This window comes from Catonella massiliensis (genome assembly GCF_016651435.1).
Lineage (GTDB): Bacteria > Bacillota > Clostridia > Lachnospirales > Lachnospiraceae > Catonella > Catonella massiliensis.
On sequence record NZ_JAEPRJ010000001.1, the window covers coordinates 2,761,674 to 2,777,217 of the forward strand.

Here is a 15,544-nt window from a genome sequence, read left to right on the forward strand (position 1 = left end):
TTTAGGATAAATGTTTACCTTTGTAACTCAGCTACTTACTTTCATATCTTTTATAAGATAATAAGTATCCTTAAACCTAAGATGCCATATTTTTTTATCAGCCGTAATTTCCTCGTATATATCATCCAGGGTATGTGACGGTGCCAACATACCCAAAATATAGTCCTCCAATACAACTTCTCCTATTTTGTAAAGCTTATCAAGTAAAAGCCCCAAATCCTTGTGATTAAACCAACAGTCAGTATCAAGTGCATATTTTGTGTTACACATCTTGCAGGCAATTTCGCTATGAAAAAAATCCTCCATAGTCGGCTTATCCTTTTGCAAAAGCCTTGTGCAGGCAAGGTGATATTCTATCTTTCGAGGACTCACATCAACATCTGAAACAAAAATCACTCCGTATTCATTTTCAAATTTAACTGCAAGCACATCTCCTACCTTAAAATACGGCTCTCTCTTTATTTTTGTCTTTGGAACTTTAAGAGGCTTTGGATTTTCACTTTGCAGCTGAACAGCAAGTTTATCAAGCACCTTCTGTCTTTGATTTTTTGCCTTGCTGTCAATTTCAAGCCAGAATTCATCTGCGCCTTTTTCTATTATCTTAAGAGCTTTATTTTTTATCTCCTCAGGTAAATGCCCTATTTTCCACAAAGAATAAGCAAGTGCTGTCCAATAAATCTCTGTATAAAAGCTATCTGTGCAAAAATTCTTCTCATCATTTAACACATCTTCAATTATCTTCTCGACATCTTCTCCATTTTTATATCTATCTACAATTGTATTGTAAATATCATAACCGTCATCACTATCAATTATCTTTACCCCGTCTATTGCCATAATAGCCTCCTGTCCACTCAGAAATCTTATCTGATTTTATCTTCATAACAGCTCCCCTACACCTCAATCACTGTTATCTCATGCTTTGTAAAAGGCAGGTATTTCTCCAAAACATCTGAAGTTTTAAGCTTCATATAACTTGTTGTAGTGCCGTCGGTACAGCCATACCACTCATTTTTAAGCATCTCTATATCAAATATAATCCTTACCTTATTTTCTGTGTCAATAATACTGCTAAGCACCGTTGTAGCCCCAATCTTCGTGCCAAGCATACTAAAGAGCAGCTCCTCCGATGCAAATGAAACCCTTGATATTCCAAGTGCAGAGCTAAAATCCTTAGTTACAAAAGGCTTGCCGTCAAGGGTTACAAAGAGATAGAAGTTAGTCTTCTGCCTATTGCATAAAAACAGGGTTTTAACTGTCTTCATGTCAAGTCTCTCATTGATTAGAACGCAGTCCTCCATTGTGATAGCAGGGTCATTGTCCACCCTCTCAAAGTGAATATCAAGGCCTGCAAATGTCTCATAAATCTTTTGCTGAAGCTCACTTTCAAATACTTTTGGAGCCTCAGTTTTTACTTCACTCACATAAAACATAATCCATCTCCTATATTATCCCACAATGCTATAGTAGTACTGTATCATATTTTAAATGATATGTGGAGAAGTTACAAGATAAAATTGTCTAAGGAACAAGTATTTCCTGCTTTACACTTTTTTCAAAAATATTATTCCGGTTATAATTTAGTTATTTTTATGTTTTACACTACCTTCATAGAAAAGGAGGAAATAACATGAGTATAATGCTTGAAACAAAGGGGCTTACCAAAAAGTACAAACATCAAACAGCCCTTAACAATGTATCTATTCAGGTGGAAAAAGGCAGTGTTTACGGTCTGCTTGGTCCAAACGGAGCCGGCAAGTCCACACTCTTAAAGCTGATAACGAGGATGATTCCTAAAAGCTCTGGCAGTATTTTCTTTGAAGGACACGAGCTAAATACTAACGACTTACTTAAAATAGGTGCAATAATCGAAACTCCTGCAATTTACCTAAACTTAACTGCTTACGAGAATTTGGAAGTTCTTACTACCCTGCTAAACATCGATAAATCAAGGATTAACGAGGTTCTGAGTCTGGTCGGCTTAGAAAATAACAGTAAGAAAATAGCAAAGGAATTTTCTTTGGGAATGAAGCAAAGGCTTGGTATCGCTATGGCACTAATAGGCTCCCCATCCCTCCTCATCCTGGATGAGCCTACCAACGGACTTGACCCCCTTGGCATACAGGAGCTTAGAGAACTCATCAAATCTCTAGCCGGGCAGGGAATTACAATCATTTTATCAAGCCATATTTTGAGTGAAGTCTGGCAGGTAGCAGACAGAATCGGAATAATCAACAAAGGGCATCTAAGCTATGAGGGTGAGAATCACACAGACAGCAATACCTTAGAAGCTTTATTTATGGAAATTATAAAAAAGGATGTGAGTAATGATGATTAATATGATTAAAGCGGAATTTATCAAGGAAAAAAGAGGGGCAAATTTCAAGCTTATATTCATTGTACCTGTGGTGTTTGTAGTATTTAACCTGCTTATGGTAAGCCTTATGGGACAAAGCCCTGAAGGAAAAAGTTATATCTTAGCTACATCATTTAACTGGTATCCTGTTATGATTCTGCCTATTGTCCTAAGCCTTTTAGCTGTAAATATTATGGGAAAAGAAAAGCAAGAGCATCTTGGGAGGGATAACAGCCTGAATCTAAGCATAGGCAAGATGATAATAGCTAAGAATATCGTAGTTTTTTCAGAGCTTTTTGCCATACTTTTTATCTCATCTTTACTCATATATATCGTGGGGAAGATGATACTTGGCGAAACAATCTTCATTCACACGCTTATTATAGCTACACTTTGTCTATTTGTTGGAAGCCTGCCCATTGCCACCTTATCTCTTCTTATATACAGGCTGTTTAACAAAAGGCTTCCCGTTATTTTAATCAACTTCCTGTTCACCTTTCCATCTGCGGTAATTGCAGTTACTAACTACTGGGAGTTCTTTCCCTGGGCTTACAACCTTCGTATACTAAGCCCCATTATAGGAGTACATCCAAACGGCACCTTCCTTAACCCGGATTCTCCTATGATGGAAATAGGAGCGGTTTACACAGGTTTATTAATCAGCGTTGCTGTTTGGCTGGTCACAGATATATTGATTTTAATTAAAGAAAGAAGAAAAACCCATGCTTAATATTTTAGTCTCCTACTTTAAGAGAACCAAAAGGACTCCTGTCAGGGTGGTGGTATTTCTCTGCCCCCTGCTGTTTTCCTTTATTTTCACCGCCTACCTGCAGACCTCAGCCCTCTTAAGAGGAAAGGAAATCACATCATTTTATGCTGTATTTACCATACTTGCCTGCTTTTCAATCAGCTTCTTTGTACCAATGCTGTATGACATTGACAAAAAGGCAGGAAACTATGCCAATGACTTAAGGTGCGGTATTGGCAGGATTAAGCTATTTCTTACCAGATTTTTCTTTATCCTCCTGCTTGTAGTAGCAATCGAGCTAGTTGCCAGCCTGCCTCTTTTGACATTTTTATTACTTAGGGGTATAACTGTTTCTAGCATCCATTTTATCCTGTGTGCGAGCATTTGTCCGGTAACTTTTATGTGCCTTATCCCCATTTATCAGTTCGTTAGCCTCAAATACAGCTACTCCGGAAGCATACTTGTGGGAGCCATTTCTACACTCACAGCCATTCTTCTTGGAACAACGGACTTGGGAGCGGGTATCTGGTATTTTTGCCCCTTTGTCTATCCTGTTAAGCTGATTTTTGGGTATATAAGGAGGCAATTTACACCGACAGAGGTACTGCTTTTTCTTGCCTTAGCCCTTTTTATAGCCTTAGTGGCTTTACCTCTGCTTTGTTTTTGGTATAATAATTGGGACGGTACTACTAAGATGGAGGAATGAGATGAGACTTCTGATAATTGATGATGATAAGGATTTGCTAAAGCTCCTTAAGCTGACTTTTGAAAAGGAATATGAAGTTGATACCGCTCCTCTGGCAAAGTCTGTGAAGCCTGAAGTGCTTGATAAGTATGACCTTATTATTCTTGATGTTATGATGGAGGAAATGAGCGGCTTTGACTTCCTTGCAAAATACAGGAGCCTTGTAGACGCCCCCATTATCCTGCTTACAGCAAAGGATTTTGAAAATGATAAGCTTGAGGGGCTTGCCCTGGGCGCAGATGATTACCTTACAAAGCCTTTTTCTCTGGCTGAAATCAGAGCAAGGATAGCCGCCCATATAAGGCGTGAAAAGAGGGAAAGACACTCAAGGCTCGTGGATTATCCTATATCCTGCGATTTGCTTTCTAAGAAAATCTTTTGCGGCGATATGGTAGTTGAGCTTACAAACAGCGAATATGAAATCTGCGAGCTCCTCTTAAAGAATAGAAACTCTGTATTTTCAAAAGAGAAAATCTATACTACAATTTATGGTTATGATGCAGAGGGCGACAACTCTACTACCATAACCGAGAGAGTCAAGCTGATAAGAAGTAAATTTGGTAAATATAACATAGATCCGATTAAAACTATATGGGGAGTGGGTTATCAATGGGAAATAAAAGAAGTTTAACATATTTAGTCTGGAAATATGCGGCTCTTGAGCTTGCCTATACCTTTGGAGTTATTATACTTTTCTTTGCAGGCCTTAGTTTACTTGCAGTTAACGGTATCATCTATCCTGCCAACTATGCAAGTTCAAATGCCTCCATCATCGAAAAAGAGTTTAACGGGGGCAGCCTGAAGGTGAGTGATATCCCGTTTTATTATGATTATCTGTATATGGAAAATGGCAGAGTAATACAGGATACCATAGGAGATAATTATAAGGCAGAGGTAGAAATGGCCTTAAAAACAGGCTCCTCAGCCACCAATACGATAATAGGAGCCAAGTATTTTAAGGCTTATACAAAGGGCGGTAAAACTCTGGTAATAAAATACCGTGTCAGTGCAATATTTGCAATAGAAGGCCTGTACAAGCTTGTGAACAACTTTGAAAGCCTCTACATCCTTATCACCCTGTTTATATGGATGGTTGGCTTTGTACTGCTGATTATAAGGCTGTCTAGGCTGTTAAGAAGAGAAATTAAAAAGATTGCCTCTGCCAATGAGAATATTAAAAAGATGGATTTAGATTACACAAGGGAGTCCTCTAAATACAGGGAAATAGACGGTGTGCTGACCTCCATTGATGTACTTGCAAATAATCTGAAAGTCTCACTTAACAGACAGTGGGATATACAAAATGCTCAAAAAGAGCTGATAGACTCAGTTGTACATGACATCCGCACCCCTATCACCCTAATAAAGGGTAATTTTGAGCTTTTACAGGAGGAAAACCCTGACCTTTCATCTGAGAGGTTTGCAGATATTACAAATGGTATGACAAGGCTTGAAAGCTATATTCGTAAGCTAACGAACTTTTCATATCTAATAGAGGGTAAGAAGGATACAGTAAGCGAGAGCGTTATTGATTACTGGATAGATGTAATTTCAGCCATATGCAGGGCAAATGAGTTTAATGTGAATATAGCGCAAAGGAACTCTTCAGAGGTGAAGCTTGATAAGGAAGCAATAGCCGTAGCTTTGCAAAACATCGTAAACAACTCTGTCGAACATTCCTCAAAGGGCAGCGATATTTCAGTTGCATTTAACGACACTGTAACTCAGTTTGAAATAGTTATAAGGGATGAAGGAAATGGCTTTGATGAGAGCCTAATCCCTGTACTTACCGAAAAATTCATATCAAGCAAGGAGACTGATGAGACTTCAAAACACGGTATCGGTCTGTCAATCGTAAAAAGGATAGTTACTGCAAATGATGGAGATTTGTACTTAAAGAATTATTCAGATACAAAAAGCGGCGCCGAGGTAAAAATGGTTTTTAGGAAAAATCTAAGTTAACAGGAAGAAGAGGGCCACCTTTAGTCATATTGACTTTTTTTATCAATAAGTTAGATTTTACTAACTGTTATATTGCATTTATTCAGTCTACTTGTTAAACTAAAATTTGCATTTTTAACAAAGAGAAAGGAAGACAGTAAAATGAAAGTCAGAAAATCTACCAAAGCACTATCAATATTTCTTGTATTATTCTTGGTGATTTCTATCTTTCCTATGAATCTATTTGCAAAAACAGATTCCTCTTATTTGGATAAGATAGAAAAATCACTGCAAAAAGTCCCGGCATCTAAAGAGGTCGAATTCATAGTCACCTTGAAGGCAGAGGCAGACTTAACTAAAGTAAAGCCCGAAGATGTCGTGGATACCCTAAGGGATACAAGTGAAAAAAGCCAGGAAAGCCTTATTTCATTTGTTGAACGAAAAGTAAAAGACGGAGACATATCCGAGTACAATTCATTCTTCATTATAAACAGTATCTACATCAAAGGAAGGGCAGAACTCATAGAGAAAATCGCCCGTAGGAGTGATGTAGAAAGCATTCGCTTAAATCATACCATCATTTCTGATAAAGAAGAAATTGTAAAAAGAAAAAGCAGCCTATCTGAAGCCACTTCTTATGTTCCTTGGAATCTTGAATCCATTCAGGCAGACCGCGTGACAAAGACCGGCAAGAATATTGTAGTCGGTATTATTGATTCCGGTGTCAATGCAAATCACCCGGAACTTCAGGATGCCCTACTTCCGGGAGGCTTCAAGGATTTCGTTGAGCCTTCCAATACAGAGCCAATAGATGAAACCGGGCATGGTACCCATGTAGCAGGAACCATCCTTGGCCGCACCATAGGTATTGCAAGGGATGCAAAGCTCATCGTAGCCAGAGTATTTAACAAGTCAGGCGAAGCCAGTGATGAAGGACTTCTTGCCGCAGGACAGTGGATACTTGAGAAAAAACCACAGGTTGTCAACAACTCCTGGGGCGGTAACAGGGATGACAGCTTTTATGATGACATTGTTAAAAAATGGAAGGCCGCTGGTATAGTCCCTATCTTCTCCTCAGGCAATACAGGAGAGTACAATGCAGGCGGTGAGGGCTCTATAGGAAGTCCTGCCTCCCTTGAAGATTCATTTTCAGTAGGTGCCTTAACAAAAGAGGATAAGCTGGCCAAGTTCTCTCTTAGAGGTCCTTCCAAGTTAACCGCTAAATTTAAGCCTGAGATATCCGCTCCCGGAGTAAATATCTTATCTGCTGACTACAAGGGTGGTTATGTGCTTAAAACAGGAACCTCTATGGCTGCGCCACACGTTACAGGAGCAGTTGCCCTTATCTTGGAGGCAAACAAGAATCTTAGTGTGGATAAGGTTGAGGACATCCTTAAATCAACCGCTACTCCGCTAACTGACGACCATTACATAAGTTCGCCAAATATGGGCTATGGCTACGGTAAGTTAAATGTGTACAAGGCGGTGGAAGCAGCTCTTGGAAAGGATGTAGATAAGTTTGCTGCATTTACGGGACAAACTCTTATTCCGGGAACAGACAACATCCTTCCTGCTATCGAAGCGACAACACCTAAGAAGCTGTACAACGCCTATGACTACGAGTTTGAGGCTAAGGTTTCAGACAATGTAGGCGTTAAAAGCGTGACTCTTTACTACAAATCAGGCGTAACTGAGACATTTACATCAAAAAGCTTTGAACTCTACTCAGGTAATAAAAAGAGTGGAACCTATACCGTTACCATCCATCCTTCTGATTTACCTGTGGGAAATGCAAGCTACTACATTGAGGCTGTCGACTACTCCGGTAATAAATATAAGACCGATACCATCTCAGCTACTGTTGAAACAGGCATAAAGCCGGGATATTTCAATGATTTTGAGAATGGTGCAGACGGCTTTGTCTTTGGTGGAAAGACACCTATGTGGGAGGTTGGAGTGCCAACCTATGGACCAACATCAGCGCCAAGCGGCAAAAATGTAGTCGGCACAAGGCTTAAAGGCAAATATGACGGTCTTATTAACTCTTTACTTATCAGCCCTCCTATCGACCTAAGCGATGTAAGAGATGATGTAGAGCTAAGCTTTAAGGACTGGTCAGAGCTTGACAACTATATGGGAGGCTTTGAAGATACAGCTGAGGTTTGGATTGGGGAGATAAACGAAAATGATTCATCAGTAGACAAAATTTCATACCCTAAGGAGCCTGCGCTGATTAACCGTTACAGCAAGCGTACCTGGGAAGAGCGCCATATCGACCTCTCTCCTTACAAGGGTAAAAAAATCGTTGTGATGTTTGCCCTCAGGTGGTCAGGTTACAGCGAAAGAAAGGCTGCAGGCTACTATATAGATGATTTCAAGCTTGAAGCCCTTTCAGGCAAGGCACCTCTTCCTCCAAGTAAAGGACTTTCCGCCGAGAACTTCGTTGGCTCAGGAAAGGTAAGAGTTAATTTTGAAAAGATAAATGATCCTGCCATCACAAAATATGCCCTTTACCGCTCCAAAACTATTGATGGCAAGTATGAAAAGGTAAAAGAACAAAAGCTCTCTGCTTATGCCTCCCATATCGAGGATATCCCTCTTCCACAGGAAGGCAGCTACTATTATAAGGTTGCATCGATTAAGGGAAGTGTAGAAAGTGCACTTAGCGAGGCGGTTTCCGTAACATTTACAAAGGGTGATAAGTTCAAGTTCTATGACTTTGAAAGCGGTGAACAGGGCTGGACTTCGCCTTCAGAGGCAAAGTGGGAAAGGGGAGAGACCAGTGACGATTATTCTGATGGTCCAACCACCTATTCTTCAAAGACCAAAAATCCAAACAGTCCTAACGTCTTTATGACGGGCCTCAATAAGAACGCTCTTGGAGGCAAGACCTACGAGCTGGTATCTCCTGTCATTGATTTATCAGGGCTTACAAAGGCAAACCTTTATTATCAGAACTGGTACAACTTTAGCAGTGATACTTCCGACACCTACGAAATCTGGTTTAAGAACGCTGAAGGTACTTGGGACAAGGTGTTTAGTCTGAATGAGAATATGGATAATCTCAATATAAACGGACATAAAAGAAGCAGGTATTCCTGGGTGATTGACGGCATTGCCATTGATTCAAAGTACTTAACCAAAAACTTCCAAATGAAGTTTAAGCTAACTACTGCAAAATATTCCTCAGACCCGGGCTGGTACATAGACGATGTAGCCATTTTCAACACAGCTAATGTGGCAGAAACATCTACCGCTAATGAGTTACAGGCCATAAACGAAAAAGCTTCAACAACCACTAATACGGCAAACGCTATAAACGAAGAAGTAGCCTACAATGCCGGCGGTGAGTATGCCTCTGATGAAACTATTAAAAATCATGAGACTATTACACCGGTAAATATTTCAGGTGAGAAATTCACCCTGCTTGGAACAAAGTTATACGAGGCGGGTGAAGATGCCCCTGACACCTCTACCATCCCTTCTTCTGCCATCGTGAAGATACTTGAGACCAATACCTATGTAAGAAGCGAGGCAGGAAGCGGGAAGTTCTTAATAAAGCATCCTGCTGGCACTTACACAGTGGTCGCATATAACGAGAATTATAAGTCTAAGCCTGTTAAGATTACTCTTAAAGAGGGAGAGGTGCTTAAGCAGGACATCCTTATGACTTCGCTTGAGACCTATGGCTTATCCTTTGATATCAAGGATACAAACGGTAACAGCGTAAAAAGTGATGTGAAGATTTATGAAAAGGGAAGTAATATTCCTAAGTACATCTCTTCCTCCAAATCAACTGTGATACTTACAAATATCCCTGAGGGAGAGTATAAAGTCATCGTCCTTGCAGCAGACTATAAGACCTACGAGCAGACGATAACCATAAAGGACAATACCTCTCTTCCTACCATCGTACTTACAAAGCTTGCTACAGACGGTGAGAAGAAAGAGATAGCAAATGATGGCGGAGACTTTGCAAATGCTAGGATTCTTGCACCTCTAAAGAACGGTGCAAGCGTTGCTGTAAAATATCATTTTGACGAAGAAGTCCTCCTTAAAAAGCTTCGCATAGGACTAAAAAAGGCAACTAGCGAAAGCATAGTCGGAAAGCCATTTACCTACAGCATTTACGGAGAAAATGAAAAAGACGGCTATCCCGGAAACATTCTTCTTGGACCTGTTACGACCACTGTAGCGGCTGACAACAATTTTACCGACATAGACATCCCTGATTTATTTGTAAAGGGCGATATCTATGTAGCCTACACTCAGGTTGGCGAAGGTGAGACAGTTCCAAGAATTGCTGTTGATGAAAGTACAAGGGGAGAAGGTAAGATATTTAAGCTAATAAATGGTGCCTGGTATGAAGCAGGCGAACTTGGTATGTATATGGTGAGGATAGAAACCGAGAAGGTCTCATCTGCTAAACAGCCTGAAACCCCACCTGTCACACCTTCAACTCCACCCGCACCTTCTTACAACCCTGGTTCCTCTTACATTCCACCTGTGAGTGTAGCTCCTAGCGGGGAGACGGCAGGAGAAAATAAAGACGATAAAGCTGTAAACAAATTAAAGGAAATGGAGGATAAACTTGAAAAGCAGATTTCCATAATTGATGAAAAGTCTACTCCTCTTGGTTCTTTCGATAAGAGGCTTAAAGTTCTTGAAAAAATTGAAAAGAAGCTAAAAGTCCTTGAAAATATCGAAAAGAAGCTTAATGCCCTTGACAAAAAGGCAAAGAAGAAGGACATTAAAACCTTAATAAAGAAGGCATATAAGAAGCTTAAGATTAATCTTGGTTCATTTAAGGTTACTAAAGATACTGAACATATTAAAATCAGTATCAAAGGACTTAAAGAAGGTAGAGACTACGAGGTATTCTTTAGGAAGATGAAGGAAAAGATAAAAATCATTATACTCGGAAAGGGCAGGTATAAGGGAAGTTATACAAAAATCGTGAAGATAAAAAAATAATGTTCCTAATTTCACTAAGCGTATTTTCATGCAGAATATGTGAAATTAACTGCCAAGCAGAAGAACAGGGGCTAACGGTCAATCGTCTAGCCCCTGTTTTTTTCATTGAAAACTTCTTAATGATAATTTTTTAGTGATACTATCTGCCTTTACAGCACCTCTTGTTTAGCGTGTGCACGTATTTTAGCCTATTCTACATATTCATTAGACTGCAGCACACATCTTACAAGTCTTGATACACAGGCCTCAAGGTCTGCCTTTTTAAGACTTCCTGAGGCAAGTTCTGTGGAAAGATTTACCTGGTCATTTTCACAGCCCGGCATAACCACATCATTTCCCGCCCTCATACAGCCCGCTGCCGTACAATCAGGTCCATTGTGGGTGGTAGCCCAGTCTGTCATTATCATTCCCTTAAAGCCAAATTCATTTCTGGCAGCATTGGTACAAAGGTCGTAGTTGTTGGCAGCGTGGATACCATTAATCTTGTTGTAGGATGTCATAATAGCCATAGGCTGTGCCTCTTTGATAGCGATTTCAAAGCCCTTTAAGTAAATTTCTCGAAGAGCCCTTTCTGAAAGTATGCTGTCACAGCCCATACGGTTATCTTCATTGTTGTTGCAGGCAAAGTGCTTTATGGTAGTTCCGCAGCCCTTTACAGACTGCACTCCCTCTGTCATGGCAGCAGCTATCTTACCGGTAATGAACGGATCTTCTGAATAATACTCAAAGTTTCTGCCACAAAGCGGATTCCTCTGGATATTCATGCCCGGTGCAAGCCAAAGAGTTACTCCAAGCTCAACCATTTCTTTTGCTACATGGCACCCAACCTTTTTCACAACCTCTTCATCCCAAGTCTGTGCTAGTACAGTGCCCACCGGAAATGCAGTACAGTTCTGGAAATAACGCTCTCCTTCCGTTTTGTCCACATCAGGTACAAGCAGGCCTCCCTCGAGGCTGAACATAAATGAAATAGGAACCATTTTCCCGTCACGCACAAAATAATACCTGTTAAGTCTAAGTCCCGCAGGGCCGTCAGCCAGCACAATTCCTGCTATACCCTTATCCTCTGCGCAGAATGAAGTTTCTGCGGCTGAGCCCGGAACACTGATTCCTGCCGCACCAAGGGCTGATTCTTCCTGTGCCCTTCCCGGATCTCCTGTAGCAAGCCTTCTTAGCTGTTCTTCAGTAAGAGATTTGACTATTTCCATCTCCTTTACTGCCGCAAGCTCTTCATTGCTAAGATATTTTATCTCTTTTACTGCTATGCTTTCAGCCTTTATGCTAACTACAGGCAGAGTGCCTGCTAATCGCTTTATTTCTGTCCTTCTTCCCTCTACAAGCTTAAGGTCAGCCTTATACTCTTCTACAGGCTTTTCAGGCTTACATATATGCATTGTCTTCTCGGTGATTACATCCTTATCAAGCTCCATAAGTGCCTGGGGAGCCGAGTCAGTGAGAGAATTACCCACGTAGAAAGCGTATAATCCCTTTTCTAAGCACCAGCCTGACTCATTCTCGCTGTAAGAAGTAAGCCTTTCAAACGGTACATCCAGTGAGAGGCATATTTCCTCGCCCGGAGAGAGCAGCTTCGTCTTCTTAAATGCAACCAGCCTTCTTCTTTCTTTCGCAAGTTTTTCATCCGGGCAGGCTGCATAGACCTGAATTACCTCACGCCCCGCTACCTTGCCTGTATTTTTAACATTTACATCAAGTATAACTCCTCTTCCCTTATCTTCCTGAATACCCTTGAATTCAAGGGAAAATTCGGTATAAGAAAGTCCAAAACCATAACCATAGCGTACAGGTATGTCAAAGCTGTCAAAATACCTGTAGCCTACATATATTCCCTCGTTATAATATTCTTCATTTACATTTCCGTTATTATGCGAAAACTCGGCCGCATTAGGATAGTCCTCATACTTATAGGCCCAGGTTGCAGTAAGCTTTCCCGATGGATTAACAGCGCCTGATACTATGTCAGCAAGTGCATTGCCTCCCTCCATGCCTGCCTGTCCGAGGTTTATGATTCCGTATATATTAGGATGTTTATCAAGAGGGGATACATCCATGACTCTTCCCGCATTTAGCACAACCACTACCTTCTCATACAGGCCACAGATGGCAGAGATTTCTTTTTCCTCTGCATCCGTAAGCTGGAAATCACCCTTCTTATTGTGGCGGTCCGCACCTTCTCCAGCTATACGGCTGATAACATAGATAGCGGTATCAGTGTCTGTCTTTGTAATCTCCTGCTTGTTTTCAGGTAGTGTAAATGGATTGGTTGAGTAAATGATGAAAAATTCTGCTCCGCCTTTACCTTCGCATTTCTTAAGAATGTCATCTCTCCAGTCTTCTCTTGCCTTATTGTAGAGCTTAACACTATCTCTTACCTGCTCTTCATTGGTGATGATGAAGCCTGCATTCTTAAGGCCTTCAAACACACTAACGCTCTGCCTTTCATTGACATCACCTGAACCTGTGCCTCCCTTAAATGTATTGGCGGCACCTATGCCATAGAGTGCAATCTTACTGCCTTTTTCAATCGGCAGAACATTATTCTCATTTTTAAGAAGCACAATGCCTGCTGCAGCTGCCTCCCTCGCAATCTCCATCCCAAGCTTCTCACGCTCAGAAACGGCTGTGTCTGTGGTTCCTGTAAAGGTTCTTTTTTTGATTTTTCTCATAGTGGCCTCCTGTGACTTACATTAGTTGATTTTATTAATATTCATTGTACGTTTTCCAATGATTTTTAGGGTATAAAATGACACTTTTCCAGTACTTATCCAATTATATATGACAATATTCTGAATCAAACTACATTAAATTTTGTTAGCTTTGTATTTTTCCAGTTGCTCGTTGTATCGGCAACCTCTTTTATACCCTTCACATCCCCAAAACCAGCTATATCCTTGTCGTAAAGTAAGCGTTTCACCGCACATAGGGCACTTTCTTTTAAATCTAAACCTATCATCTGTCTCTTGTTTAATATCCCTTGTATACATTTCAATAATAGAATGCATTTTACCCACTTGAAAATAATAATTTTCTGCATCCATTTTTGCATTTTTATTAAGCTTAGCACCTTTAGGAATTATCCTCTTTTGTCTAACCATTTTTACTAATTCAGAATAATATATAAATCCAGGGAAGTCGTATTCCCAGTCTTTATTACATATAGTTTCAATCAGTAATCTCTTAATTTCTGATTGAATATCATCTTCTCTCTGCAGCAATAATCCACTATCTCTCATAATCATTTCACCATCTGGGTTAAATCTAACTAAAACAGTGTAATCATATTTAGAGTTTCCATTTCCCAAATTAGGTATATACTCTCCATTATTATTCCAATCCTTAGTCTCAAGGAGCAAAAGGTTTCCATATTTTTTTGTGGACTTAACCGAAATTATTTTCCCTTGGCACTCAAAATCAAAAGAATCCCATATTCCTAATTTATGTTTCCTCAAGTCCGGAGCATTGACTTGTATATTTTTGTTTTCAAGAAAACGATATAATGCAAATTCAGCCATTTTACCTTGAAAAGTATTTATAAAAATTTGTCCTTTTGTTCGATGAACTGATCCTCCACTCCTTGAATTTCGTTGTTTACCTATATTGCCATAAGACATGTCATATGCAAAGTCAAAACACTTGTTTTTATCGTTATCTGTTATTTTGTCATATGCCTTAAAGTTTTTCGTATATTGAACAAAATAATTATTCCCCTCTATTTTTAAGTCCCCTGCATCATAATCCATGGTTTTATCCTCCATTATGCTTTAACATAACTACATTTCGCCATTTCATCCGCTATTCTCTTTATCACTGAAACACAGACTGAATTTCCTGCCTGCTTATACAGTCTAGCATCACTCATATCTTCAGGTAACTTGAACTCTATAGGAAAACCTTGAGCATTGAAACATTCTCTAGGAGTCATTTTTCTGATTCCAAATTTGGTCTTTACTAAGCAAACATTATGTCCACCTTCGCCTTGGTTAGCAGTTAAAGTAGGAACCACGCCTGACTGATTTTTCCTGACATATTTTCGTCTCCACTGATAAATTGCAGGATTACTCGAATCATCGTCCTTCATCGCTTCTGCCAATGCATCATAGATTTCCCCTTTATACTTGCCCGGCGTATAATAATACTTCTCATCCACCTTCATCTCAAAATCAATGATATCTTTAACTGTGCTTGTACGCCTGATTGATAGCGGCCACCTGAATTTGTCATAATCAGGTTCATCTCTAAAAGCCACTATGTAAATGCGCTCTCTGTTCTGGGCAATATTTCCATAATTCATAGCATTTAATACTTGATATGTATACTTATACCCTAATATATCAAGCTGTTCACATATCACTCTAAATGTATTTCCATTATCATGCCCAACTAAATTTTTGACATTTTCAAAGAAAGCAAACCTTGGCTTTTTATCCTCTAATATTCTTGTTAATTCGAAGAATAATTCTCCTCTTCCCTTCTCATCTTCAAATCCTTTGCGGTATCCTGCTATTGAGAAAGCCTGACAAGGAAAGCCTGCAAGCATTATATCAAAGTCCGGAATTTCTTCGCTTTTAACCTCATGAATATCCCTGACATCTACTTTAATATCAAAATTTAGCTCAAATGTTTTAGCCGGATACGGATCAATTTCATTCGCATATATAGTCTTAAATGCGCCAGTACTCTCAAATCCATAGTCGATTCCGCCTACACCCGCAAAAAAAGAAGCACACCTAAACATATATTAACTCCTTATATCTTAGTAAAC

General features: G+C 39.8%; 11 protein-coding genes. 6 read left to right on the forward strand and 5 right to left on the reverse strand.

The features are described 5' to 3' along the window. Window positions 1-27 precede the first annotated feature (27 nt). Both JJN12_RS12240 and JJN12_RS12245 read right to left on the reverse strand, forming a co-directional pair. Window positions 28-837, reverse strand: coding sequence for a hypothetical protein (locus tag JJN12_RS12240; RefSeq protein ID WP_208429955.1), 810 nt, complete (start codon window positions 835-837; stop codon window positions 28-30). Window positions 838-893: 56 nt separating this feature from the next. Then, window positions 894-1,433 carry a prolyl-tRNA synthetase associated domain-containing protein gene (locus tag JJN12_RS12245; RefSeq protein ID WP_208429956.1) on the reverse strand — a complete coding sequence of 180 codons (540 nt, stop codon included), beginning with the start codon at window positions 1,431-1,433 and terminating at the stop codon, window positions 894-896. 197 nt (window positions 1,434-1,630) lie between these two features. Here JJN12_RS12245 and JJN12_RS12250 point away from each other — a divergent pair, with 197 nt between their 5' ends. The 6 genes from JJN12_RS12250 to JJN12_RS12275 all read left to right on the forward strand — a co-directional run bounded on the left by JJN12_RS12250 (window position 1,631) and on the right by JJN12_RS12275 (window position 10,764). Beyond that, entirely contained in the window at window positions 1,631-2,338 is a 708-nt protein-coding gene (locus tag JJN12_RS12250) for a lantibiotic protection ABC transporter ATP-binding subunit (protein WP_208429957.1), read from the forward strand. Beyond that, on the forward strand, window positions 2,328-3,086 hold the full coding sequence (locus tag JJN12_RS12255; protein WP_236013786.1) for an ABC transporter permease: 759 nt from the start codon (window positions 2,328-2,330) through the stop codon (window positions 3,084-3,086). The genes JJN12_RS12250 and JJN12_RS12255 overlap by 11 nt, the downstream gene beginning before the upstream one ends. Continuing rightward, the gene (locus JJN12_RS12260; protein ID WP_208429958.1) at window positions 3,079-3,810 is read left to right on the forward strand and encodes an ABC-2 family transporter permease; all 732 of its coding nucleotides are present in this window, start codon (window positions 3,079-3,081) and stop codon (window positions 3,808-3,810) included. The genes JJN12_RS12255 and JJN12_RS12260 overlap by 8 nt, the downstream gene beginning before the upstream one ends. Window position 3,811: 1 nt before the next feature. Next, window positions 3,812-4,480 (forward strand): response regulator transcription factor, encoded by a 669-nt coding sequence (locus JJN12_RS12265; protein WP_208429959.1) that lies wholly within the window; start codon window positions 3,812-3,814, stop codon window positions 4,478-4,480. Continuing rightward, window positions 4,459-5,811, forward strand: a complete 1,353-nt coding sequence (locus JJN12_RS12270) for a sensor histidine kinase (protein ID WP_208429960.1) — start codon at window positions 4,459-4,461, stop codon at window positions 5,809-5,811. Before JJN12_RS12265 ends, JJN12_RS12270 begins: the two co-directional genes overlap by 22 nt. A gap of 141 nt (window positions 5,812-5,952) precedes the next feature. Beyond that, window positions 5,953-10,764: a S8 family serine peptidase gene (locus JJN12_RS12275; RefSeq protein WP_208429961.1), complete on the forward strand. Its 4,812-nt coding sequence runs from the start codon at window positions 5,953-5,955 to the stop codon at window positions 10,762-10,764. 188 nt (window positions 10,765-10,952) lie between these two features. Here the strand turns inward: JJN12_RS12275 and JJN12_RS12280 are convergent, their stop codons facing one another. From JJN12_RS12280 to dcm, 3 genes are all read right to left on the reverse strand, one after another. Further along, window positions 10,953-13,448, reverse strand: coding sequence for a glycoside hydrolase family 3 protein (locus tag JJN12_RS12280; protein ID WP_208429962.1), 2,496 nt, complete (start codon window positions 13,446-13,448; stop codon window positions 10,953-10,955). Window positions 13,449-13,583: 135 nt separating this feature from the next. After that, complete coding sequence (locus JJN12_RS12285) at window positions 13,584-14,522, reverse strand: hypothetical protein (protein ID WP_208429963.1); 939 nt, start codon at window positions 14,520-14,522, stop codon at window positions 13,584-13,586. Window positions 14,523-14,536: 14 nt separating this feature from the next. Beyond that, window positions 14,537-15,517, reverse strand: a complete 981-nt coding sequence (gene dcm, locus JJN12_RS12290) for a DNA cytosine methyltransferase (protein WP_208429964.1) — start codon at window positions 15,515-15,517, stop codon at window positions 14,537-14,539. Between the last annotated feature and the right edge of the window lie 27 nt (window positions 15,518-15,544).

Excerpts from the sequence above, each read along its gene's own strand:
- dcm (WP_208429964.1), bottom strand. The coding sequence starts at position 15,517 with ATGTTTAGGTGTGCTTCTTTTTTTGCGGGTGTAGGCGGAATCGACTAT.
- JJN12_RS12270 (WP_208429960.1), top strand. The coding sequence starts at position 4,459 with ATGGGAAATAAAAGAAGTTTAACATATTTAGTCTGGAAATATGCGGCT.
- JJN12_RS12260 (WP_208429958.1), top strand. The coding sequence starts at position 3,079 with ATGCTTAATATTTTAGTCTCCTACTTTAAGAGAACCAAAAGGACTCCT.
- JJN12_RS12275 (WP_208429961.1), top strand. The coding sequence starts at position 5,953 with ATGAAAGTCAGAAAATCTACCAAAGCACTATCAATATTTCTTGTATTA.
- JJN12_RS12245 (WP_208429956.1), bottom strand. The coding sequence starts at position 1,433 with ATGTTTTATGTGAGTGAAGTAAAAACTGAGGCTCCAAAAGTATTTGAA.
- JJN12_RS12240 (WP_208429955.1), bottom strand. The coding sequence starts at position 837 with ATGGCAATAGACGGGGTAAAGATAATTGATAGTGATGACGGTTATGAT.
- JJN12_RS12280 (WP_208429962.1), bottom strand. The coding sequence starts at position 13,448 with ATGAGAAAAATCAAAAAAAGAACCTTTACAGGAACCACAGACACAGCC.
- JJN12_RS12265 (WP_208429959.1), top strand. The coding sequence starts at position 3,812 with ATGAGACTTCTGATAATTGATGATGATAAGGATTTGCTAAAGCTCCTT.
- JJN12_RS12250 (WP_208429957.1), top strand. The coding sequence starts at position 1,631 with ATGAGTATAATGCTTGAAACAAAGGGGCTTACCAAAAAGTACAAACAT.
- JJN12_RS12285 (WP_208429963.1), bottom strand. The coding sequence starts at position 14,522 with ATGGATTATGATGCAGGGGACTTAAAAATAGAGGGGAATAATTATTTT.
- JJN12_RS12255 (WP_236013786.1), top strand. The coding sequence starts at position 2,328 with ATGATGATTAATATGATTAAAGCGGAATTTATCAAGGAAAAAAGAGGG.